Source organism: Xanthomonas rydalmerensis, assembly GCF_033170385.1.
Taxonomy (GTDB): domain Bacteria; phylum Pseudomonadota; class Gammaproteobacteria; order Xanthomonadales; family Xanthomonadaceae; genus Xanthomonas_A; species Xanthomonas_A rydalmerensis.
In genome coordinates, this window is the sequence record NZ_CP126170.1 from 1,844,631 (window position 1) to 1,860,092 (window position 15,462).

At 69.6% G+C, this 15,462-nt stretch carries 13 protein-coding genes; 6 read left to right on the forward strand and 7 right to left on the reverse strand.

All coding sequences use genetic code 11. The features are described 5' to 3' along the window. Nucleotides 1-93: 93 nt before the first annotated feature. The 5 genes from QN245_RS07625 to aptA form a co-directional block, all read right to left on the reverse strand. The gene (locus QN245_RS07625; RefSeq protein WP_425612923.1) at nt 94-1,395 is read right to left on the reverse strand and encodes a DUF445 domain-containing protein; all 1,302 of its coding nucleotides are present in this window, start codon (nt 1,393-1,395) and stop codon (nt 94-96) included. 91 nt (nt 1,396-1,486) lie between these two features. Continuing rightward, the gene (locus QN245_RS07630) at nt 1,487-2,332 is read right to left on the reverse strand and encodes a ParB N-terminal domain-containing protein (RefSeq protein ID WP_184447515.1); all 846 of its coding nucleotides are present in this window, start codon (nt 2,330-2,332) and stop codon (nt 1,487-1,489) included. 156 nt (nt 2,333-2,488) lie between these two features. Then, nucleotides 2,489-2,803 (reverse strand): EthD family reductase, encoded by a 315-nt coding sequence (locus QN245_RS07635; RefSeq protein WP_160965799.1) that lies wholly within the window; start codon nt 2,801-2,803, stop codon nt 2,489-2,491. 240 nt (nt 2,804-3,043) lie between these two features. After that, nucleotides 3,044-4,156 carry an alanine dehydrogenase gene (ald, locus tag QN245_RS07640; protein ID WP_184646428.1) on the reverse strand — a complete coding sequence of 371 codons (1,113 nt, stop codon included), beginning with the start codon at nt 4,154-4,156 and terminating at the stop codon, nt 3,044-3,046. Between the two features lie 67 nt (nt 4,157-4,223). Continuing rightward, nucleotides 4,224-5,612 (reverse strand): omega-aminotransferase AptA, encoded by a 1,389-nt coding sequence (gene aptA, locus QN245_RS07645; protein ID WP_425612924.1) that lies wholly within the window; start codon nt 5,610-5,612, stop codon nt 4,224-4,226. 188 nt (nt 5,613-5,800) lie between these two features. Here aptA and QN245_RS07650 point away from each other — a divergent pair, with 188 nt between their 5' ends. Together QN245_RS07650 and QN245_RS07655 are read left to right on the forward strand one after the other, a co-directional pair. Next, a complete protein-coding gene (locus QN245_RS07650; protein ID WP_317844979.1) occupies nt 5,801-6,349 on the forward strand; it encodes a cupin domain-containing protein in 549 nt (182 codons plus the stop codon). Nucleotides 6,350-6,419: 70 nt separating this feature from the next. Next, nucleotides 6,420-7,922 carry an aldehyde dehydrogenase gene (locus tag QN245_RS07655; protein WP_160965805.1) on the forward strand — a complete coding sequence of 501 codons (1,503 nt, stop codon included), beginning with the start codon at nt 6,420-6,422 and terminating at the stop codon, nt 7,920-7,922. 180 nt (nt 7,923-8,102) lie between these two features. Here the strand turns inward: QN245_RS07655 and QN245_RS07660 are convergent, their stop codons facing one another. Both QN245_RS07660 and QN245_RS07665 read right to left on the reverse strand, forming a co-directional pair. Continuing rightward, on the reverse strand, nt 8,103-8,600 hold the full coding sequence (locus QN245_RS07660) for a DUF1203 domain-containing protein (RefSeq protein WP_160965807.1): 498 nt from the start codon (nt 8,598-8,600) through the stop codon (nt 8,103-8,105). Between the two features lie 238 nt (nt 8,601-8,838). After that, a complete protein-coding gene (locus QN245_RS07665) occupies nt 8,839-9,429 on the reverse strand; it encodes a hypothetical protein (RefSeq protein ID WP_160965809.1) in 591 nt (196 codons plus the stop codon). A 301-nt stretch (nt 9,430-9,730) separates the two neighbouring features. Between QN245_RS07665 and QN245_RS07670 the strand changes: the two genes are divergently transcribed. From QN245_RS07670 to QN245_RS07685, 4 genes are read left to right on the forward strand one after another with little or no spacing between them, the layout of a single operon-like run. Continuing rightward, nucleotides 9,731-11,413 (forward strand): OFA family MFS transporter, encoded by a 1,683-nt coding sequence (locus tag QN245_RS07670; protein WP_317844980.1) that lies wholly within the window; start codon nt 9,731-9,733, stop codon nt 11,411-11,413. A 9-nt stretch (nt 11,414-11,422) separates the two neighbouring features. Next, nucleotides 11,423-12,268 (forward strand): formate dehydrogenase accessory sulfurtransferase FdhD, encoded by an 846-nt coding sequence (fdhD, locus tag QN245_RS07675; protein ID WP_425612949.1) that lies wholly within the window; start codon nt 11,423-11,425, stop codon nt 12,266-12,268. Then, nucleotides 12,265-14,613: an FdhF/YdeP family oxidoreductase gene (locus QN245_RS07680; protein WP_317844982.1), complete on the forward strand. Its 2,349-nt coding sequence runs from the start codon at nt 12,265-12,267 to the stop codon at nt 14,611-14,613. The genes fdhD and QN245_RS07680 overlap by 4 nt, the downstream gene beginning before the upstream one ends. Further along, entirely contained in the window at nt 14,603-14,851 is a 249-nt protein-coding gene (locus tag QN245_RS07685) for a hypothetical protein (RefSeq protein ID WP_184447524.1), read from the forward strand. Before QN245_RS07680 ends, QN245_RS07685 begins: the two co-directional genes overlap by 11 nt. The last annotated feature ends 611 nt before the right edge of the window (nt 14,852-15,462 follow it).

The following is a 15,462-nucleotide window of genomic DNA, read 5'->3' on the forward strand; positions in this document are numbered from 1 at the left end:
CGAGCGGTCCGCGGCACGCTGTGTCTGCCTCGCATCGCGTGTCGGCGCGTGGTCGACCGCGCAAGCGTGGCATTGCATCCTCGCCATCCACGCTCAGCCAAGCAATGTGACGGCAGCGTGCAGCGCCAGGCCGATCAGCCCGCCGACCAGGGTGCCGTTGAAGCGGATGTACTGCAGGTCGCGGCCCACGCTCAGTTCCAGTTGCTCGACCAGGTGGCGTTCGTCCCAACCCTTCACGGTCTGTGCGATGTGCTCGGTGACGCCGCTGCGCAGGCGCTGGGTCAGCCGCTCGGCGCCGCCGAGCAGATGCTGGTTGAGCGCTTCGCGCAGGGCCGGATCCTGCGCCAGCGACTGGCCGAGCGCACCGAGGGCGCGCTGCAGGTGCTGCACCAGCGCGCCATCCTGACGCGACAGGTCCTCGCGCAGCGCGCTGTGGATCTGGTCCCACAGACCCTGCACGTACTCCTGCACGCCGGGGTGTTCGATCAGCCGCTGCTTCATCGCCTGCACCTTGGCGGCGGTGGCCGGGTCGCCACGCAGTTGCTGCACATAGCCGCCCAGCCAGCGCTCGTAGTCCTGGCGCAGCGGATGCTGCGGCTGCGACAGCACGTCCTGCAGTTCCTCCAGCAGCGCGTGCGCCAGGCGCTCGGCGAGGGTGTCGGCGATGCCCTCGACCGGCTTCACCCATTCCACGGTGCCCACCAGCTTGGGCCACTCGCGACGCGCGTACTTGACGATCATCGCCGACACCCGCTGCTTGACCGCGGCATCGTCCAGGTGCCGGCCGAGCCGGGTCAGCGCTTCGTCCAGCAGCGCCTGGTGGCGGCCATCGGCGGTCAGCAGGCCGAGCAGCTCGCCGGCGGTGGCGGCCGCATCCCAGTCGCGCAGTCGCGCCACCACGAAGCCATGGATGCGGCGCCGCACCGCGGCCTCGTCCAGCAGGTCCAACGCCTGCAGCGCCCAGCCGCGGGCGAGATCGGCCAGCCGTGCCGACTGCGCCGGTTCGGCCAGCCACTGGCCCAGCCGCGCCGCGGGATCGAAGGCGTTGAGCTTGGCCAGCAGCGCGCCCGGTTCCAGGAACTGGTCGCGCACGAACACCGCCAGGCTGTCGGCGATGCGCGCCTTGCTGTGCGGGATGATCGCGGTGTGCGGAATCGGCAGGCCCAGCGGATGCCGGAACAGCGCCACCACCGCGAACCAGTCGGCCAGCGCGCCGACCGTGGCCGCTTCGCAGAACGCGCCGACCCAGGCCCACACGCCGTGCAGGCCCATGGCATGGCTGAGCAGGAAGCCGCCGAGCATCGCCAGCAGCAACAGCGCGGCCAGCAGTTTCATCCGCCGCAGCTGCGCGCGGCGCGGATCGGGGGGCAGGGTGAGGTTGGGAGACGCGCTCATGCGGGCGAGTCTACGCAGTGCGCGGTGAGCGCGGCTGCATGGCCGCGACAACCCCGGCGGTAGACCGGGGCGCCGACGGCCTGCGTGTGGATCAGTCCGGCAACTGCGCGCGCAGCGCCGCCACTTCCTCGCGCAGCGCCTGGTTCTCGGCTTCGAGATCGGCCACGCGCTGGCGCAGCGCCAGCGTCGCGTCGCCATCGGCATCCGCTGCCGGGACGGGGGCCGTGTCATCGGACGTGGCCGGCGGCGCCTGCTTCGGCTTGCGCTTGGACTCGCGGGCGCGCTTGGCGGCCTGCTTCAGTTCGTCCTTGCCGGCCATGGCCGCGGCGCGCTGCTCCTCCTCGGGCAGGCTGGCCACCGCCGCGGCGGCATTGATCGAGATCGCGCCGGACTTGACCGCTTCCACCACCTCGGCGGCGGCCTGCTTCTGGATCTTCTCGATCTGCACCACCTGGCTGTTGCTGAGCCGCGCCACGCGCGCCAGCTCGGCGCGGCTCAGCGGCGCCGGCGCGTCGGCCCAAGGCGGCGTGTCGGCATCGTTCGCGGCGTCAGTGGTGACATCCTGGTCGGCGGCGTCGGCAGCCGGTGTGTCCGCGGCGGCCGCAGCGGCGCGTCGCTCGGCGAGGATCTCGCGCTTGCGCAGCGCCAGCACGCCGCGCTGGAAATCGGAGACGCTGCGCCGGCCCAGGTGCTGGTCGATCATCCACAGGTGCACGTCCTGCAGCGACTGGAAGCGGGTGTTCTGCACGGTCTGGAACGGCAGGCCGTGCTTCTGGCAGATGCCGTAGCGGTTGTGTCCGTCGACCAGGATGTCGCCCCACAGCACCAGCGCATCGCGGCAGCCCTCGGCCAGCAGGCTGCGTTCCAGGGCGGCGTACTCGTCGGCGGTCAGCGGATCGATGTAGGCCTTGAGGTCTTCTTTGACAACGATGTTCATCAACGGGGCGGCACGGTGTGGCAGTGGGGGCGGCATTGTAGAGGGCCGGGATTGGGGATTGGCGGATTCGGGATTCGCAAATGCGCGAATCTGCGTGCTGTTGCCAATCCCCAACCCCCAATCCCCAATGCCCAATCTCGGCTCGCGCCGCGAGCCTCACCCCACCACCACCTCGCTGATCTGCATCACCGGCGTCAGGTCGGTGTAGTTGGCGATGTCGGCCAGGATCTCCTCCGCGTGCGGGCCGAAGCCGGCCTGGAACGCCTCCACCGAATCGCTGAAGATATGGCACATGCCGACATAGGTCGGATCGCTGCCGGGGGTGCCGCCGGACAGGCCCTTGTCGACCGTGTAGCCGCGGCAGGCCGCGCCCATGCGCGCCTGCACCAGCGGCATGTGCGTGTCGCGGTAGTAGGCATGGTCGAAGCGGGCGCCTGGCGTGTACGGGTACATCACGCTGACCTTGATCATGGAGCGTCTCCTGTGGCGGCGGTAGCCCCCGGCCGGATGCCGGGGTGGCGCAAGGCTACACCCGGCTCCGGCTGCATGTGTTGCGATGCGGCGGGCGTTGGGCCGGGAATGGGGAATGGCGAATGGCAACAGCAAGAGCAAGAGCAAGCGATGCGGCTGACTGATTGCCAAATGCGCGCGCTGCGGTGCTTTTTCGATTCCCTATTTCTGATTCTCCATTCCCGGCCTCACAGGCAACCGTCAGCCCAGCGCGTCCAGCGGCCGCACGAAGTCCTGGCCCAGCGCCTGCGCCACCGCACGGTGGGTGAGTTTGCCGGCGTGCACGTTGAGGCCGTTGCGCAGGTCCTGGTCGTCGCGCAGCGCCTGCAGGCCGTGTTCGGCCAGCAGCAGCACGAACGGCAGGGTGGCGTTGGTCAGGGCGAAGGTGGAGGTGCGGGCCACGCCGCCGGGCATGTTGGCCACGCAGTAATGGACGATGCCGTCGACCTCGTAGGTCGGCTGCTGATGCGTGGTCGCGTGGCTGGTCTCGAAGCAGCCGCCCTGGTCGATGGCCACGTCCACCAGCACCGAGCCGGGCCGCAGCAGCGCCAATTGTTCGCGCGACACCAACTTGGGCGCGGCCGCGCCGGGGATCAGCACCGCGCCGATCACCAGGTCGGTGTGCGGCAGGCACTGCTCGATCGCATCGCGGGTGGAGTACAGCGTGGTCAGCTGCTGGCCGTAGAGTTCGTCCAGGTACTTGAGCCGCTCCAGCGAGCGATCCAGCACGGTCACGCGCGCGTGCAGGCCCATCGCCATGCGTGCGGCGTTGATGCCGACTACGCCGCCCCCGATCACCAGCACCTGCGCCGGCGCGACCCCGGGCACGCCGCCGAGCAGCACGCCGGAGCCGCCCTGCGCCTTCTCCAGCGCATGCGCGCCGGCCTGGATCGCCATGCGCCCGGCGACCTCGCTCATCGGCGCCAGCAACGGCAGGCCGCCGTGGCCGTCGGTGACGGTCTCGTAGGCGATGGCGGTGCAGCCGGAGCGCTGCAGTGCCGCGGCCTGCTGCGGATCCGGCGCCAAGTGCAGATAGGTGAACAGCAATTGCCCGGGGCGCAGCAGCGCGCATTCCTCGGGCTGCGGTTCCTTGACCTTGACGATCATCTCGGCCTGCGCGAACACGCTGGCCGCATCCTCGGCGATGCGCGCGCCGGCGCGTTCGTAGTCGGCATCGGTCAGGCCGATGGCCTGGCCGCCGCCGCGCTGCACCAGCACCTGATGGCCGTGCAGCACCAGCTCGCGGACCCCGGACGGGGTCAGCCCGATCCGGTACTCGTGGTTCTTGATCTCTTTCGGAACGCCGACCAGCATGAGCGGTTCTCCAGGCAGACGCGGCGCGTGGGGAGCGCAGGCGGTGGGTTGGTGGGTGAGGGTGGGGTCAGGGCGTGCTGCGGATCATGTCCGCCAGCACCGCGAACATGCGCTCGATGTGGGTAGGCTCGACGATCAGCGGCGGCGACAGTGCGATGGTGTCGCCGGTGACGCGGATCAGCAGGTCGCCCTCGTGGAAGCAGCGCTCGAAGATCTCGTAGGCGCGCGCCCCGGGCGCGCCCTTGCGCGGCGCCAGTTCGATCGCGCCGATCAGGCCGAAGTTGCGGATGTCGATGACGTGCGGCAGATCGCGCAGCGCGTGGATCGCTTCCTCCCACACCGGGCCCAGTTCGATCGCCTTGTCGAACAGTTGCTCCTCGGCATAGGTGTCCAGCGTCGCCAGCGCCGCGGCGCAGGCCAGCGGATGGCCGGAGTAGGTGTAGCCGTGGAACAGGTCGATGGCGTTGGCCGGGCCGTGCGCGAACGCTTCGTGGATGGCGTGGGACACGAACACCGCGCCCATCGGCACGCAGCCGTTGGTCAGCCCCTTGGCGGTGGTGATCATGTCCGGGGTCACCCCGAAGCGCTGCGCTGCGAAGGCGTGGCCGACGCGGCCGTAGCCGGTGATGACCTCGTCGAAGATCAGCACGATGCCGTGCTTGTCGCACAGTTCGCGGATGCGTTGCAGGTAGCCGTGCGGCGGCAGCACCACGCCGGCCGAGCCGGAGATCGGCTCGATGATCACCGCGGCGATGGTGGATGCATCGTGCAGCGTCACCAGCCGCTCCAGGTCCTCGGCCAGTTCCGCGCCATGCGTCGGCAGACCGCGCGAGAATGCGTTGCGCTCCAGATCGAGCGTGTGTCGCAGATGGTCCACGCCGGGCAGCAGCGGACCGAACGCCTTGCGATTGTTCGGCAGGCCACCCACCGAGATGCCGCCGAAGCCGACCCCGTGGTAGCCCTTCTCGCGGCCGATGAAGCGGGTGCGCTGGCCCTCGCCACGGGCGCGGTGGTAGGCCAGTGCGATCTTCAGCGCGGTGTCCACCGACTCGGAGCCGGAGTTGGTGTAGAACACGTGGTCCAGGCCCGGTGGCGACAGTTCCACCAGTCGTTCGGCGAGCACGAACGGCAACGGCGAACCCATCTGGAAGGTGGGGGCGAAATCCAGCGTGGCGACCTGCCGCGCCACCGCCTCGACGATGCGCGGCCGCGCGTGACCGGCGTTGCAGCACCACAGCCCGGCGGTGCCGTCGAGGATCTGGCGCCCGTCCACGCTGCGGTAGTGCATGCCCTCGGCCGAGGCCAGCAGCCGCGGCCGTGCCTTGAACTGGCGGTTGGCGGTGAACGGCATCCAGAACGCCTCCAGCGTGTCCGGCTCGCGGGTGGCCTGCGCGGCGTAGTGGTCGGACAGCGCCTGGGGCGAGAGGGGCGGCTGAGGGCGCATCGCAGGCTCCACGCGAGGGATGTTGAAAAAACTTTACACCATGCCGGCGCGCCCGGTGTGACTCGGCGTGTCGCCGTTCGCGCGATTGCTGCAGGCGTTTCCCGGTTGCGCCGCAACACGGGCGCGGCGCGCGAAATTGACCGCCTGGGACGGCTGTGTAAAGTATCCGGCAACACCGCCACTGGCGATTCCCATTCGCGATGGATATCGGCGCCCGCCTGCACCGGGTTCGCACCGCCCACGGCCTGAGCCAGCGCGAGCTGGCCAAGCGGGTGGGCGTGACCAACAGCACCATCTCGTTGATCGAGCAGAACAAGGTCAGCCCGTCGGTCAGTTCGCTGAAGAAGGTGCTGGACGGCATCCCGATCTCGCTGGCCGAATTCTTCACCCTGGACCTGGACGCCGGCGCGGCCGATGCACCGTTCTACCGCGCCGACGAATTGCCCGACGTCGGCAGCGACGGCATCCACTACTACCTGGTCGGCCGGCATCGCCCGCAGCGGCAGATGTGCATCCTGCGCGAGGTGATGCCGCCCGGCAGCGACACCGGCAGTGCGATGCTGGTGCACGACGGCGAAGAGGGCGGGGTGGTGGTGGTCGGCGAAGTGGAGATCACCGTCGGCAGCCAGGTGCGGGTGCTGCGCGCCGGCGAAGGCTACTATTTCGAGAGCCGGGTGCCGCACCGGTTCCGCAACGTCGGCAGCGAGACCGCGGTGCTGGTCAGCGCCAATACGCCGGCCACGTTCTGAGCCGCATGCGCACCGCGCCGCCGCTGGCCGTCGCGTTCTTCCGATCCTTCCTTCGCAGCAGGAGTTCCCGATGACCGCACCCCGCACCCGCGACGCCTGGCAGGCGATGGCCGACACGCTGCGTCCGCGGACCCAGGCCTTCATCGACGGCCGCTATGTGGATGCCGCCAGCGGCAAGACCTTCGACTGCATCAGCCCGATCGATGGCCGCCTGCTCGGCCGCGTCGCCGAGGGCGAGGCCGAGGACATCGACCGCGCGGTCGCCGCGGCACGGCGCAGCTTCGAGGCCGGGCACTGGTCGCAGGCCAAGCCGGCGCAGCGCAAGAAGACCCTGCTGGCGCTGGCCCAGTTGGTCGAACGCCACGCCGACGAACTGGCCTTGCTGGAGTCGCTGGACATGGGCAAGCCGGTGCGCGATGCGCGCCGGGTCGACCTGGCGGCGACGGTGCGCTGCCTGTCCTGGACCGCCGAGGCGGTGGACAAGCTGTACGGCGAAGTGGCGCCGACCGGGCAGGACGAACTGGGCTTGATCACCCGCGAGCCGCTGGGCGTGGTCGGCGCGATCGTGCCGTGGAATTTCCCGTTGCTGATGGCGGCGTGGAAGATCGCGCCGGCGCTGGCCGCGGGCAACTCGGTGGTGCTCAAACCGTCGGAAAAATCGCCGTTGAGCGCGCTGCGCCTGGCCGAGCTGGTGGCCGAAGCCGGCATACCCGACGGCGTGTTCAACGTGGTGCCGGGCTTCGGCAAGGGCGCTGGCGAGCCGCTGGCGCTGCACATGGACGTGGACGGGCTGGTGTTCACCGGCTCCACCGCGGTCGGTCGGCGCCTGCTGCAGTGCGCCGGGCTGTCGAACATGAAGCGCGCCTACATGGAATGCGGCGGCAAGAGCCCGAACCTGGTGTTCGCCGATGCGCCGGACCTGGAGCAGGCGGCGCAGGCGGCGGCCGCGGCGATCTTCTACAACCAGGGCGAAGTCTGCACCGCGGCCTCGCGTCTGCTGGTGGAGCGCTCGATCAAGGACAACTTCGTCGAGCGCGTGGTCGCCGCCGGCCGCGCGCTGCAGCCGCGGCATCCGTTCGACGACGACGCGGCCATGGGCGCGTTGGTGGACGAGACCCAGACCCACCGCGTGCTCGACTACATCGCCCGCGGCAACGCCGAAGGCGCGCGCCTGCTGCTCGGTGGCAAGCGCGTGGAGGTGGTGCCCGGCGGCTGCTACGTGGAGCCGACCATCTTCGACGAAGTCGGCCACGAACACACCATCGCCCGCGAGGAGATCTTCGGCCCGGTGCTGTCGGTGATCGCCTTCGACGACGAGGCGCACGCCCTGCGCATGGCCAACGACAGCGACTACGGCCTGGCGGCGGGCGTGTGGACCCGCGACATCGGCCGCGCGCACCGCGTGGCGCGCAAGCTGCGCGCCGGCAGCGTGTGGGTGAACTACTGGGACGGCGGCGACATGACCGCCCCGTTCGGCGGCTACAAGCAATCGGGCAACGGCCGCGACAAGTCGCTGCATGCCTTCGACAAGTACACGGAGATGAAGGCGACCTGGATCAATCTGGGTGGTTAGCGGAGATTGGGGAGTCGGGATTGGGGATTGGTCAAAAGCGCAGCTGCGGGCGCGGATGTCGTAGGAGCGGCTTCAGCCGCGACAGGCGTTTCTGGTAACGCCATCGCGGCTGAAGCCGCTCCTACAACGACGGCGGTGTTCCCGAAACGACAGCGGTGCTCCAGGTCGCAGTACAGCCAATCATCCCCAATCCCGACTCCCCAATCCCGGCTCCCGCTCCACCCGGCACGCAAAACAGCCTTGCCGCGCATGATGCAGGTGCAGGTAGCGCACCTGCGGGTCGGCGAAGGCGCAGGCGATCGCGGTGGCGATGCGTTCGCCCGGTTGCACGTCGGCGGTGATCAGCATGTCGCGGGCATCGTAGCCGCGCAGCGAGATCAGGCGGCGGACGATGGCATCGGGCACCTCGCCCGGCGCCGGTGCGGCGGTGACGACATGGCGGCGCACGTAGATCGGGCCGGCGGCGCGGTACGGCGTCTGCGCGGGTTGATGCAGATAGTGCAGCAACAGCAGTTCCTCGCCGGGCCGTGCGTCCTCCAGGCTGATCCTGCAGGGATAACCCAGCGCGCTGTCGGCGTGGAGCCGTTGCGCGTGGCGCTCCTGCAGTTGGGCGTCGTCGAGGTCGAACAGGGCGGCGAACGGCGCGGCCGGCAGGCCGACACAACGGAAGCTGGACATGGGCGCTCCAGGAGCGGATTGGAGCGCGCAGCGTGCCGGTCACCGCGACGGCGTGCTGGCCGCATTCGGACGCGGCATTCGTGCGGCGCCGGGACCGGCGCGTGACACAGCATCGGGGCAAGCCGCATGCACGGAGGGCGATGACGCGCCACCGTGGCGGTGCGTCGCCGCTTCGGTACTTGGACAGGCCGCGCGTGTCGATAACGACGGCGCGGCCTGCCGATGGCGCGTTCCCGCCTCAGCGCGGGACGTAGTCGGCGAAGCCGACCGGATGCTTCGGATCGGCCGACTGCACCTTGTCGCCGTCCTTGACCAGCGCCTCGGCGTCGGGCGTGGGATTGGGGTTCATTTCCCAGCGCTGCTGGATGCGCTTGTGGAACAGCCACTGCTTGCGCTGCGGGTCGTAGCGGAAGGTGATGAAGTCGGTCCAGTGCTGGCCGCAGGACACCCCGTTCTGCACGGTGAAGTAGCGGCCCTTGGCGGCGAACGGATCCTCGTCGGGATCGAACGGATCGCACTGGCCGCCCTGGTCGCGCTTGAGGATCACATGGTCGTTGCGCGCCGCCAGCCGGTAGTGGCCGTCTGCCAGTTGCACGAAGATCAGCAGCGGTCGTGCCGGGGCCGGATCGCGCTGCGCTTCGCCGCGCTGCTGCAACGCGACCAGGTAGTCGGCACGGCCGTCGCCATCGAGATCGGCCTGCAACTGCGCCAGCGGCTGGTAGCCGGACGGCACCTGACGCAGCACATCGGTGGGCAGTGCGGCGGCGTGGGCGAGGTGGCTGGCGAGCAGCAGGCTGGCGGCGAGGCCGAAGCGGTAGGGAAGGGGCATGGGACGATTTCGCAGGCAAGGGGGCGCAAGCCTAACCGACCGGGCAGGCTCCGGCGGAATCGCGCATTGGCCGGCGTCGCGTGCGCTGGCGGATCGGCGGGGGCCGCGCCCGGCGGTCGTGCGCCGCACAAGGATTGGCGAGCCGCACACTTCCGGCCGATGGCGCGGCACCACTGCGCGTTTTGTACTACGCTCGGCGCGTGCGGTCGCGCGTCGGCGGGCCGTTCGCAGGCGGCATCGTGCAGAGGCCGCCGGCACGTCATCCGCACCCAGGGCGCCGACGCATCCGAGGGGACACCAGATGAACGACTTGCACCGCGTTGCCGGTTCCGCGCCGACCGATCGTGCCGGCCTGCTCTCGAAGGAACGCATCGTTGCCGGGCCGGGCTTCAACCGCTGGCTGGTGCCGCCTGCGGCATTGGCGATCCACCTGTGCATCGGCATGGCCTATGGCTTCAGCGTGTTCTGGCTGCCGCTGTCCAAGGCGCTGGGCATCACTGAGGCGGTGGCCTGCCCGGCCGACATGGGCTTCCTGGCGCGCATCGTCTCGGCCAGCTGCGACTGGAAGATCAGCGAACTGCAGTGGATGTACACGCTGTTCTTCGTGTTGCTGGGTTGCTCGGCGGCGCTGTGGGGCGGCTGGCTGGAACGCGCCGGCCCGCGCAAGGCCGGCGTGGTCGCGGCGCTGTGCTGGTGTGGCGGGCTGGTGATCTCGGCGCTGGGCATCCACCTGCACCAGATCTGGCTGCTGTGGCTGGGCTCGGGCGTGATCGGCGGCATCGGCCTGGGGCTGGGCTACATCTCGCCGGTGTCCACGCTGATCAAATGGTTCCCGGACCGTCGCGGCATGGCCACCGGCATGGCGATCATGGGCTTCGGCGGCGGCGCGATGATCGGCAGCCCGCTGGCCGACGCGCTGATGCGGCATTTCGCCGGCCCCGGCTCGGTGGGGGTGAAGGAAACCTTCCTGGTCATGGCTGGCCTGTACTTCGTGTTCATGATGGCCGGCGCGTTCGGTTACCGGGTGCCCCCCAGCGGCTGGACCCCGGCCGGCTGGAGCGCGCCGACCGCCAGCGCCAACGCCATGATCACCGCGAACCACGTGCACGTGCGCAAGGTCTGGGGCATCCCGCAGTTCTGGCTGCTGTGGGGCGTGCTGTGCCTGAACGTGTCGGCCGGCATCGGCGTGATCGGCATGGCCTCGCCGATGCTGCAGGAGGTGTTCGGCGGCCGCCTGATCGGCGTGAACGCCGGCTTCGCCAGCCTCGATCCCACGCAACTGGCGGCCATTGCCGCCATCGCCGCCGGCTTCACCGGCCTGCTCAGCCTGTTCAACATCGGCGGGCGCTTCTTCTGGGCCAGCATGTCCGACAAGCTCGGCCGCAAGCACACCTACTCGCTGTTCTTCGTGCTCGGCATCGCCCTGTACGCGGCGGCGCCGTGGGCCGGCAAGCTCGGCGGCACTGCGCTGTTCGTGGGCATCTTCTGCGTGATCGTGTCGATGTACGGCGGCGGCTTCGCCACCATCCCCGCGTACCTGGCCGACCTGTTCGGCACGCAGATGGTCGGCGCCATCCACGGCCGCCTGCTGACCGCCTGGGCCACCGCCGGCATCCTCGGCCCGGTGGTGGTCGGCTACATGCGTGAGTACCAGTTGGGCATGGGCGTGCCGCCCTCACAGGTGTACAACACCACCATGTACATCCTGGCGGGGATGCTGGTGCTGGGCCTGATCTGCAACCTGCTGGTACGGCCGGTGGCGGCCAGGCACTTCATGACCCCGGAGGAGCTGGCCGCGGAGAAGCTGCTGGCCCACGAGCGGGTCGGCCGCAGCGGGCAGGCGTCGCCGGATGCGGCGCAGCTGGCGGTGGTCGGCCGCGGCGGCAATCCGCTGCTGCTGGCGCTGGCCTGGCTGGCGGTCGGGCTGCCGATGCTGTGGGGCATCTGGGTCACCCTGCAGAAAGCGTTCGTGCTGTTCCACTGAATCCGGAGAATCGCGATGTATTCGGGTGCGTCATCCAGGCCAGGTGCGGTCGCGCGCGGCGTGCACCGCCATCGCGACGGGCGCACGACCATCGCCCAGGACCTGGTGGCGGCCGAGGTGCCGGTGGCGTTCGCCTACAACGACACGCCGTTCGTGGTGATGATGGCCACGCCGGAAGACCTGGAGGATTTCGCGCTGGGCTTCTCGCTCAGCGAGGGCATCGTCGAGACGCCGGCGCAGTTGCGCATCGAGGCGGTGGAGACCTATCTGGAGGGCGTGTCGCTGCGCCTGCGGATCCCGCCGGCGCAGGCCGCGGCGTTGCAGGCGCGGCGCCGCAACCTTGATGGGCGCAGCGGCTGCGGGGTGTGCGGCAGCGAGTCGCTGGAGGCGGTGCTGCGCACGCCGCGGCCGGTGCCGGCCGGCGCGCCCATCGTGGCCGCGGCGCTGGCCCGCGCCTTGCGTGCCTTGCGTGCGCGGCAGACCCTCAACGCGCTGACCGGCGCCACCCATGCCGCCGCCTGGGCCGATGCGCAGGGCGACCTGCAACTGATCCGCGAAGACGTCGGCCGCCATAACGCGCTGGACAAGCTGATCGGCGCCTTGGTCGGCGCCGGTCTCGATCCCGGCGCCGGCTTTGCCGTGGTGACCAGCCGCGCCAGCTACGAGATGGCGCTGAAGGCCACCCAGGCCGGCATCCCGCTGCTGGCCGCCATTTCCGCACCCACCGCGCTGGCCGTCGCGCTCGCCGACAGCGCCGGCCTGACCCTGATCGGCTTCGCCCGCGATCACGATTACGTCGTCTACAGCCATCCGCAGCGCCTAGCGCAGACCGAACCCGCCGGAGAGCCCGCATGAGCAAGAAGACCATCCAGCCGTACACGCAACCGGCCGGCGGTTGGGGCGCGCTGCGCGCCGTGGCCAAGCACCTGATGGAGCAGGACGTGGCGGTGCAGGGGGCCAAGACCCTGCTGCACGCCAACCAGCCCGACGGCTTCGACTGTCCCGGCTGCGCCTGGCCCGACCGCGACCACACCTCCACGTTCGAGTTCTGCGAGAACGGCGCCAAGGCGGTGGCCGCCGAATCCACCGCACGCCGCGCCACGCCGGAGCTGTTCGCCCAGCACAGCGTCGCGCAACTGGCGCGCTACAGCGACTACTGGCTGGAAGGGCAGGGCCGGCTGACCCAGCCGCTGCGCTACGACGCCGACACCGATCACTACGTGCCGATCGACTGGGATGCGGCGTTCGCGCTGATCGCCCAGCACCTCAATGGCTTGGCCTCGCCGGACGAGGCGATCTTCTACACCTCCGGCCGCACCAGCAACGAAGCCGCGTTCCTGTACCAGCTGTTCGTGCGCGAGTTCGGCACCAACAACTTCCCGGACTGCTCCAACATGTGCCACGAGCCGTCCGGCACTGCGCTCAAGGCGCAGATCGGGGTCGGCAAGGGCACCGTCTCGCTGCAGGATTTCGAACTGGCCGATGCGATCTTCATCTTCGGCCAGAACCCGGGCACCAACCATCCGCGCATGCTCGGCGAACTGCGCCAGGCGGCCAAGCGTGGCGCGGCGATCGTCTCGTTCAACCCGTTGCGCGAACGCGGCCTGGAGAAATTCGCCGATCCGCAGGACAAGCTGGAGATGCTGCACAACGGCTCCACGCGCATCTCCTCGGACTATTTCCAGCTGAAGATCGGCGGCGACCTGGCCGCGGTCAAGGGCATCATCAAGCATGTGCTGGAGCGCGATGCCGAGGCGGCCAGTGGCGGCCAGCCGCGGCTGCTGGACATGGAGTTCATCGACCGCCACACCGCCGGCTTCGAGGCCTTCGCCGCCGAGGTCGCGGCCGAGCCGTGGGACACCATCGTCGAGGAATCCGGGCTGAGCGAGCCCGCACTGCGCAAGGCCGGCGAGATCTACCTCAAGGCCGAGCGGCTGATCGCCTGCTGGGGCATGGGCATCACCCAGCACAAGCATTCGGTGGCGACCATCCAGATGATCGCCAACCTGCTGCTGCTGCGCGGCCACCTCGGCCGCCCCGGCGCCGGCCTGTGCCCGGTACGTGGCCACAGCAATGTGCAGGGCGACCGCACCATGATGATCTACGAGCAGCCGCCACAGGCGTTCCTGGACCGGCTGCAGAAGGTGTTCGGCTTCGCCCCGCCGCGCGCGCCCGGCTACGACACGGTCGGTGCGATCGAGGCGATGGCCGACGGCCGCGCCAAGGTGTTCTTCGCCATGGGCGGCAATTTCGCCACCGCCACGCCCGATACCGATGCCACCCATCGCGCGCTGCGCCGTTGCCAATTGACCGTTCACGTCACCACCAAGCTCAACCGCAGCCACCTGGTGCACGGGCGCGACGCGCTGATCCTGCCGTGCCTGGGCCGCACCGAGATCGACATCCAGGAGGGCGGACCGCAGCACGTCAGCGTCGAGGATTCGATGAGCATGGTGCACCTGTCCGGCGGCATCAATCCGCCGGCCTCGCCGCAGTTGCTGTCCGAGCCGGCGATCGTGGCGGGCCTCGCCGAGGCCACGCTCGGTGCGCGCAGCACGATACGCTGGCGCTGGCTGGTGGCCGACTACGATCGCATCCGCGACCTGATCGCGCAGATGTTCGACGACTTCGCCGACTTCAACGCGCGGGTGCGGGTGCCGGGCGGCTTTCGCCTGTCCAATGGCGCGCGCGATCGCGTGTGGGACACGCCCGAGGGCCGCGCGGTGTTCAAGCCGCATGCGGTGCCCACCGACAACCCGATCCACCGCGCACGCCGGGAGCATCCGGGCGAGTTGGTGTTCACCCTGGCCACCACGCGCTCGCACGACCAGTACAACACCACCATCTACGGCCTGGACGACCGCTACCGCGGCGTGTTCGGCGAGCGCCGGGTGCTGTTCATCAACGCCGCCGACATCGCCGACCTGGGCATGCAGGCGGGCGACTGGGTGGACCTGCACAGCCTGTGCGAGGACGGCGTGCCGCGCCAGGCCAAGCGCTTCATGCTGGTCGAGTACAACATCCCGCGCGGCTGCCTGGCCGCCTACTACCCGGAGACCAATGCGCTGGTGCCCTTGTCCAGCTTCGCCGACGAGGCGCGCACGCCCACCTCCAAGTCGATTCCGGTGGTGGTCACCGCACATCTGGCCGACGCCGCCGCGGCCGCCCCACGCGACATCGGTGTGGCGCTTGTCCGCTGATCCGCTGCTGACCGCGCGCCTGCTGCCCTTGCTGGCCGAGGCGCCGGAGGGCATGGCCCTGGCCCGGGTGTGCAAGCGGCTGGACGTGCGCATGAGCGTGTTGTTGCGCACCCTGGCCTGGCTGGGCGATGCCGAACTCGCCGGGCAGGCGGGGCCGGGCTGGGTGCGGGTGGAACGGGCGGGCGAGCGCGAGCTAGCGGTGCTGACTGCCGCAGGTCGCGCACAACTGCCGCATTGAGCACGAAGCGGCAGCTACTTCAGATACCTCCCAATACCTGCACGCTGCGACGTCGGCTTCGCCGCGGGCGTGCTGCAGTCCGCTCCCGACCGGGTGGCCGGCTTTGGATATCGACATTGGTACGTGTGCACTGCCGGCATATCTGCAGCGGGCGGTCATCGCACCATCTGGAAAAGCGCGTTGCGCTTGCGCGCCTCCAGCTCCGTCGCTCCGGCAACGAGTAGGTCGCCCTTTTTGTGTTAACGGAAGCACGCGGAAATTGATAATCAATTCTCGTCGCGTGGAAATATAATTTTAATACTTTCCCGTGGTAAGTGATCCAGTCGCGATTTAGTGCGTTTGGCGCGCGGAAGTCTTTCCCTGTCTCAATCCGTGAGAATTCCGGATCCGACGCTGCAGGTTGTTTCCACGAAGTGGGCCGGCGCAGCCGATCGAACATGCGGCCAGGCCAAGATCCGGATTCTGCCAGGCGGCGGCGTGGCTTTGCGGTTACGACGCACGCCCATTTCGTGGAAATGCGGCAGGTACCTCGCCAGGCGTCTCTGGCGGTGGCCATGCCCATTGACCGTCGCAGCCGGAGTGGATGCGATGCAGCAGCGTTTTCCGTTGCA